General features: G+C 66.7%; 10 protein-coding genes and 2 pseudogenes. 5 read left to right on the forward strand and 7 right to left on the reverse strand.

Annotated elements, in window-relative coordinates; all coding sequences use genetic code 11:
- The first annotated feature begins 198 nt into the window (after positions 1-198).
- From D3874_RS28940 to D3874_RS00120, 3 genes and pseudogenes are all read left to right on the forward strand, one after another.
- Positions 199-896 (forward strand): annotated as a pseudogene (locus tag D3874_RS28940) (RNA polymerase sigma factor).
- A 69-nt stretch (positions 897-965) separates the two neighbouring features.
- A complete protein-coding gene (locus tag D3874_RS00115) occupies positions 966-1,376 on the forward strand; it encodes a VOC family protein (RefSeq protein WP_119775154.1) in 411 nt (136 codons plus the stop codon).
- A gap of 15 nt (positions 1,377-1,391) precedes the next feature.
- Complete coding sequence (locus D3874_RS00120) at positions 1,392-1,925, forward strand: SRPBCC family protein (RefSeq protein ID WP_119775156.1); 534 nt, start codon at positions 1,392-1,394, stop codon at positions 1,923-1,925.
- A 291-nt stretch (positions 1,926-2,216) separates the two neighbouring features.
- Here D3874_RS00120 and D3874_RS00125 read toward each other — a convergent pair whose 3' ends face one another.
- From D3874_RS00125 to D3874_RS29795, 3 genes and pseudogenes are all read right to left on the reverse strand, one after another.
- Positions 2,217-2,372: a type II toxin-antitoxin system RelB/DinJ family antitoxin gene (locus D3874_RS00125; protein ID WP_199698854.1), complete on the reverse strand. Its 156-nt coding sequence runs from the start codon at positions 2,370-2,372 to the stop codon at positions 2,217-2,219.
- A gap of 1 nt (position 2,373) precedes the next feature.
- Positions 2,374-2,511 carry a uracil-DNA glycosylase family protein gene (locus D3874_RS29790; protein WP_233559764.1) on the reverse strand — a complete coding sequence of 46 codons (138 nt, stop codon included), beginning with the start codon at positions 2,509-2,511 and terminating at the stop codon, positions 2,374-2,376.
- Between the two features lie 86 nt (positions 2,512-2,597).
- Positions 2,598-2,708, reverse strand: a pseudogene (locus D3874_RS29795) (uracil-DNA glycosylase); the annotation flags it as partial.
- Positions 2,709-2,773: 65 nt separating this feature from the next.
- On the opposite strand from D3874_RS29795, the gene D3874_RS00135 reads away from it, so the two are divergent.
- Together D3874_RS00135 and D3874_RS00140 are read left to right on the forward strand one after the other, a co-directional pair.
- Positions 2,774-3,073 (forward strand): uracil-DNA glycosylase family protein, encoded by a 300-nt coding sequence (locus D3874_RS00135; RefSeq protein WP_233559765.1) that lies wholly within the window; start codon positions 2,774-2,776, stop codon positions 3,071-3,073.
- Between the two features lies 1 nt (position 3,074).
- Complete coding sequence (locus D3874_RS00140) at positions 3,075-3,230, forward strand: type II toxin-antitoxin system RelB/DinJ family antitoxin (protein WP_199698854.1); 156 nt, start codon at positions 3,075-3,077, stop codon at positions 3,228-3,230.
- Positions 3,231-3,454: 224 nt separating this feature from the next.
- Here the strand turns inward: D3874_RS00140 and D3874_RS00145 are convergent, their stop codons facing one another.
- The 4 genes from D3874_RS00145 to D3874_RS31770 all read right to left on the reverse strand — a co-directional run bounded on the left by D3874_RS00145 (position 3,455) and on the right by D3874_RS31770 (position 5,414).
- On the reverse strand, positions 3,455-4,051 hold the full coding sequence (locus D3874_RS00145; RefSeq protein ID WP_119775162.1) for an SRPBCC family protein: 597 nt from the start codon (positions 4,049-4,051) through the stop codon (positions 3,455-3,457).
- Between the two features lie 15 nt (positions 4,052-4,066).
- The gene (locus tag D3874_RS00150; RefSeq protein ID WP_119775154.1) at positions 4,067-4,477 is read right to left on the reverse strand and encodes a VOC family protein; all 411 of its coding nucleotides are present in this window, start codon (positions 4,475-4,477) and stop codon (positions 4,067-4,069) included.
- Positions 4,478-4,806: 329 nt separating this feature from the next.
- The gene (locus D3874_RS28945; RefSeq protein ID WP_199698855.1) at positions 4,807-5,253 is read right to left on the reverse strand and encodes a DUF6596 domain-containing protein; all 447 of its coding nucleotides are present in this window, start codon (positions 5,251-5,253) and stop codon (positions 4,807-4,809) included.
- Positions 5,238-5,414: a sigma factor-like helix-turn-helix DNA-binding protein gene (locus D3874_RS31770; RefSeq protein ID WP_456306385.1), complete on the reverse strand. Its 177-nt coding sequence runs from the start codon at positions 5,412-5,414 to the stop codon at positions 5,238-5,240. Before D3874_RS31770 ends, D3874_RS28945 begins: the two co-directional genes overlap by 16 nt.
- Position 5,415: the final 1 nt, after the last annotated feature.

Genomic DNA, 5,415 nt, shown 5'->3' on the forward strand with positions numbered 1-5,415 from the left:
TGCCCGACCCAGCAGATCGCCTTGGCCCTGCGCGTCGTCTCGGGGTTGACGGTCAAGCAGATCGCCGCGCCTTCCTGGTGGGCGAGAGCGCGATGGAGCAGCGCATCACCGGGCCAAGAGCCGCATCGCCCAGGCGATGTCCCGTTCGAGGCGCCCGGCGCGGTCGAACGGTCGGAACGCCTGGGCGTGGTCGCGGCCATGATCTACCTGGTGTTCAACGAAGGCTATTCGGCGACGGGGGCGGAGGCCGATCACCGCCGGCCCCTGTGCGACGAGGCGATCCGCCTCGCCCGCCTGCTGCTGCGGCTGTTCCGGCCGAGCCCGAGATCATGGGCCTGACGGCCCTGATGTTCCTGCAGCATGCGCGCAGCGCGGCCCGGCTGGACGCCGACGGTGCCATCGTGCTGCTGGAAGACCAGGACCGCCGCCGCTGGAACCCGCAGATGATCGCCGAGGGCCTGGCCCTGATCGACAAGGCGGTGCGCCACCGCCGCCCCGGCATCTACCAGGTGCAGGCGGCGATCGCCGCCCTTCACGCCCGGGCCGCCCGGCCGGCGGAGACCGACTGGGTCCAGATCGACCTGCTCTATGCGACACTGGAGCGGTTGCAGCCGTCGCCCGTGGTCACGCTGAACCGCTCGGTCGCCACCGCCAAGGTGCAGGGGCCGGCTGCTGCGCTGGCGATGATCGAGCCGCTGGAGGCGCGGCTGGGCGGCTATTTCCATTTCCACGGGGCCAGGGGGGCCTATCTGCTCGCGCTCGGCCGTGGCCGGGAGGCGCGCTGCGCCTTCGACCGCGCGATCGCCCTGGCCACCACCCCGGCCGAGGCCGCCCACATCCGCCTTCATCTCGATCGTCTCGCCAAGGACAGCGCCCCGGCCGAGGCGGGCGGATAAAAAGTTCCGGGCGATGTCGGATCACCGCCTGCTGCCCCGTCCTTGGGGTGTCTGCAACGGAGAGGACGCATGACCATGGATATCCCACACGTCAAGCTCACCGGCGTCGTGCCCTATATCAATCTCGAGGGCGCGGGCGCCGCCTCGGCCTTCTACCAGAAGGCCTTCGGGGCCGAGGAACTGGTGCGCCTGCCGGCCCAGGACGGCAAGCGGGTGATGCATTGCTGCCTGAAGATCAACAGCGGCCACCTGATGATCAGCGACTGCTTCCCCGAGCACGGCATCACCTATCAGCGCTCCGGCAGCTACACCATGCACCTGCAGGTGTCCGACATCGACGCCGCGTTCCAGCGGGCGGTCGACGCGGGCGCCGAGGTGACCCTGCCGGTTCAACTGATGTTCTGGGGCGATCGCTACGGCCAATTGCGCGACCCCTTCGGCGTCACCTGGTCCCTGGGCCAGACCGTCGACGCAGCCTGATCGTAGGAGAGACCAATGCTCAAGGTAATCGGTATCATCGCCCTGGTTCTGGTGGTCGTCGTCGCCGGCCTGCTGATCTTCGCGGCGACCAAGCCCGATAGTTTCCGCATCGAGCGCACCGCCAGCATCAAGGCGCCGCCCGAGAAGATCTTCGCCCTGATCAACGATCTCCATCAGTGGACCCGCTGGTCGCCCTACGAGAAGATCGACCCGGCGCTGAAGCGCACCTATGGCGGTGCCGAGGCCGGCAAGGGGGCAACCTATGAATGGAGCGGCAACAAGAACGTCGGCTCCGGCCGCATGGAGATCCTGGACACCCAGGTTCCTTCGCGGATCCTGATCAAGCTCGACTTCATGACACCCTTCGAGGGCCACCACACGGCGGAATTCACCCTGGTGCCCACGGGCGAGACGACCAGCGTCACCTGGGCCATGTACGGGACGCACCCCTTCCTCGGCAAGGTCATCGGCATCTTCTTCAACATGGACAAGATGGTCGGCGGCCAGTTCGAAGAGGGCCTCGCCAACCTCAAGGCGGCGGTGGAGTAACGCGAGGCTGGCAGGGCCGTCGTGCGTCCTTCGAGACGGCCCTGCGGGCGTTCTTAAGGCATGAGGAGATTTGTTTTGGCACAAAGATTCCCCTCATCCTGAGGAGCCGTCGAAGACGGCGTCTCGAAGGACGCACGATATGACTCCAGGCCTGTTCGCAGGGGGCTTGGCTAAGCTAAAGGCGACGGAGTAGGGACGCTTCCATTCGTCAAACAGATCGGCGTGACTGCCGCTTTGCGATGATCTCGTCCGCCTCGATCATGGCGGCGCGGGTTTCCGCGTTCGGGACCTTCAATTCAAGGGCAAGGCCTGATCGACGACGACCCGACGAAGAAAAAGGCGCACGGCATCGGACATGGACAGGCCGATCGCGTTCAGGGCCGCGGTCGCCCGTTCCTTGGTCTCGTTGGCCACCCGGATATGCAGTATGGAATTATGAGCCGCCATCTCATGCCTCCAGTTGCAGTTTCACCGCCAGGAGGTCGCGCCAGGCGTCGCGCTTGGCCTCGGGCTGGCGCAGCAGATAGGCGGGGTGGAAGGTCGGCATGGCGGGGATGCCGCCCCAGTCGTGCCAGCGGCCGCGCAACCGGGTGATGCCCTCGCTGGTGCCGAGCAGGGTCGAGGCGGGGTGGCACCCAGGAGGACGATCACTTTCGGCTTCGAGAGCTCGATCAGGCGTTCGACGAAGGGTTTGCAGGTGGCGGTTTCCACCGGGTCGGGCTTGCGGTTGCCCGGCGGGCGCCAGAACAGGATGTTGGCGATATAGGCATCCCGCGCGGGCAATTGCTGGACCGCATGCTGAAGGCGATCGGCCGCGACCGCGCGGGGATGCCTATATCGCCAACATCCTGTTCTGGCGCCCGCCGGGCAACCGCAAGCCCGACCCGGTGGAAACCGCCACCTGCAAACCCTTCGTCGAACGCCTGATCGAGCTCTCGAAGCCGAAAGTGATCGTCCTCCTGGGTGCCACCCCGGCCTCGACCCTGCTCGGCACCAGCGAGGGCATCACCCGGTTGCGCGGCCGCTGGCACGACTGGGGCGGCATCCCGCCATGCCGACCTTCCACCCGCCTATCTGCTGCGCCAGCCCGAGGCAAGCGCGACGCCTGGCGCGACCTCCTGGCGGTGAAACTGCAACTGGAGGCATGAGATGGCGGCTCATAATTCCATACTGCATATCCGGGTGGCCAACGAGACCAAGGAACGGGCGACCGCGGCCCTGAACGCGATCGGCCTGTCCATGTCCGATGCCGTGCGCCTTTTTCTTCGTCGGGTCGTCGTCGATCAGGCCTTGCCCTTGAATTGAAGGTCCCGAACGCGGAAACCCGCGCCGCCATGATCGAGGCGGACGAGATCATCGCAAAGCGGCAGTCACGCCGATCTGTTTGACGAATGGAAGCGTCCCTACTCCGTCGCCTTTAGCTTAGCCAAGCCCCTGCGAACAGGCCTGGAGTCATATCGTGCGTCCTTCGAGACGCCGTCTTCGACGGCTCCTCAGGATGAGGGGATCTTTGTGCCAAAACAATCTCCTCATGCCTTAAGAACGCCCGCAGGGCCGTCTCGAAGGACGCACGACGGCCCTGCCAGCCTCGCGTTACTCCACCGCCGCCTTGAGGTTGGCGAGGCCTCTTCGAACTGGCCGCCGACCATCTTGTCCATGTTGAAGAAGATGCCGATGACCTTGCCGAGGAAGGGGTGCGTCCCGTACATGGCCCAGGTGACGCTGGTCGTCTCGCCCGTGGGCACCAGGGTGAATTCCGCCGTGTGGTGGCCCTCGAAGGGTGTCATGAAGTCGAGCTTGATCAGGATCCGCGAAGGAACCTGGGTGTCCAGGATCTCCATGCGGCCGGAGCCGACGTTCTTGTTGCCGCTCCATTCATAGGTTGCCCCCTTGCCGGCCTCGGCACCGCCATAGGTGCGCTTCAGCGCCGGGTCGATCTTCTCGTAGGGCGACCAGCGGGTCCACTGATGGAGATCGTTGATCAGGGCGAAGATCTTCTCGGGCGGCGCCTTGATGCTGGCGGTGCGCTCGATGCGGAAACTATCGGGCTTGGTCGCCGCGAAGATCAGCAGGCCGGCGACGACGACCACCAGAACCAGGGCGATGATACCGATTACCTTGAGCATTGGTCTCTCCTACGATCAGGCTGCGTCGACGGTCTGGCCCAGGGACCAGGTGACGCCGAAGGGGTCGCGCAATTGGCCGTAGCGATCGCCCCAGAACATCAGTTGAACCGGCAGGGTCACCTCGGCGCCCGCGTCGACCGCCCGCTGGAACGCGGCGTCGATGTCGGACACCTGCAGGTGCATGGTGTAGCTGCCGGAGCGCTGATAGGTGATGCCGTGCTCGGGGAAGCAGTCGCTGATCATCAGGTGGCCGCTGTTGATCTTCAGGCAGCAATGCATCACCCGCTTGCCGTCCTGGGCCGGCAGGCGCACCAGTTCCTCGGCCCCGAAGGCCTTCTGGTAGAAGGCCGAGGCGGCGCCCGCGCCCTCGAGATTGATATAGGGCACGACGCCGGTGAGCTTGACGTGTGGGATATCCATGGTCATGCGTCCTCTCCGTTGCAGACACCCCAAGGACGGGGCAGCAGGCGGTGATCCGACATCGCCCGGAACTTTTTATCCGCCCGCCTCGGCCGGGCGCTGTCCTTGGCGAGACGATCGAGATGAAGGCGGATGTGGGCGGCCTCGGCCGGGGTGGTGGCCAGGGCGATCGCGCGGTCGAAGGCGCAGCGCGCCTCCCGGCCACGGCCGAGCGCGAGCAGATAGGCCCCCTGGCCCCGTGGAAATGGAAATAGCCGCCCAGCCGCGCCTCCAGCGGCTCGATCATCGCCAGCGCAGCAGCCGGCCCTGCACCTTGGCGGTGGCGACCGAGCGGTTCAGCGTGACCACGGGCGACGGCTGCAACCGCTCCAGTGTCGCATAGAGCAGGTCGATCTGGACCCAGTCGGTCTCCGCCGGCCGGGCGGCCCGGGCGTGAAGGGCGGCGATCGCCGCCTGCACCTGGTAGATGCCGGGCGGCGGTGGCGCACCGCCTTGTCGATCAGGGCCAGGCCCTCGGCGATCATCTGCGGGTTCCAGCGGCGGCGGTCCTGGTCTTCCAGCAGCACGATGGCACCGTCGGCGTCCAGCCGGGCCGCGCTGCGCGCATGCTGCAGGAACATCAGGGCCGTCAGGCCCATGATCTCGGGCTCGGCCGGGAACAGCCGCAGCAGCAGGCGGGCGAGGCGGATCGCCTCGTCGCACAGGGGCCGGCGGTGATCGGCCTCCGCCCCCGTCGCCGAATAGCCTTCGTTGAACACCAGGTAGATCATGGCCGCGACCACGCCCAGGCGTTCCGACCGTTCGACCGCGCCGGGCGCCTCGAACGGACATCGGCCTGGGCGATGCGGCTCTTGGCCCGGGTGATGCGCTGCTCCATCGCGCTCTCGCCCACCAGGAAGGCGCGGGCGATCTGCTTGACCGTCAACCCCGAGACGACGCGCAGG

The sequence above is a fragment of the Oleomonas cavernae genome (genome assembly GCF_003590945.1).
GTDB classification, from domain to species: domain Bacteria; phylum Pseudomonadota; class Alphaproteobacteria; order Zavarziniales; family Zavarziniaceae; genus Zavarzinia; species Zavarzinia cavernae.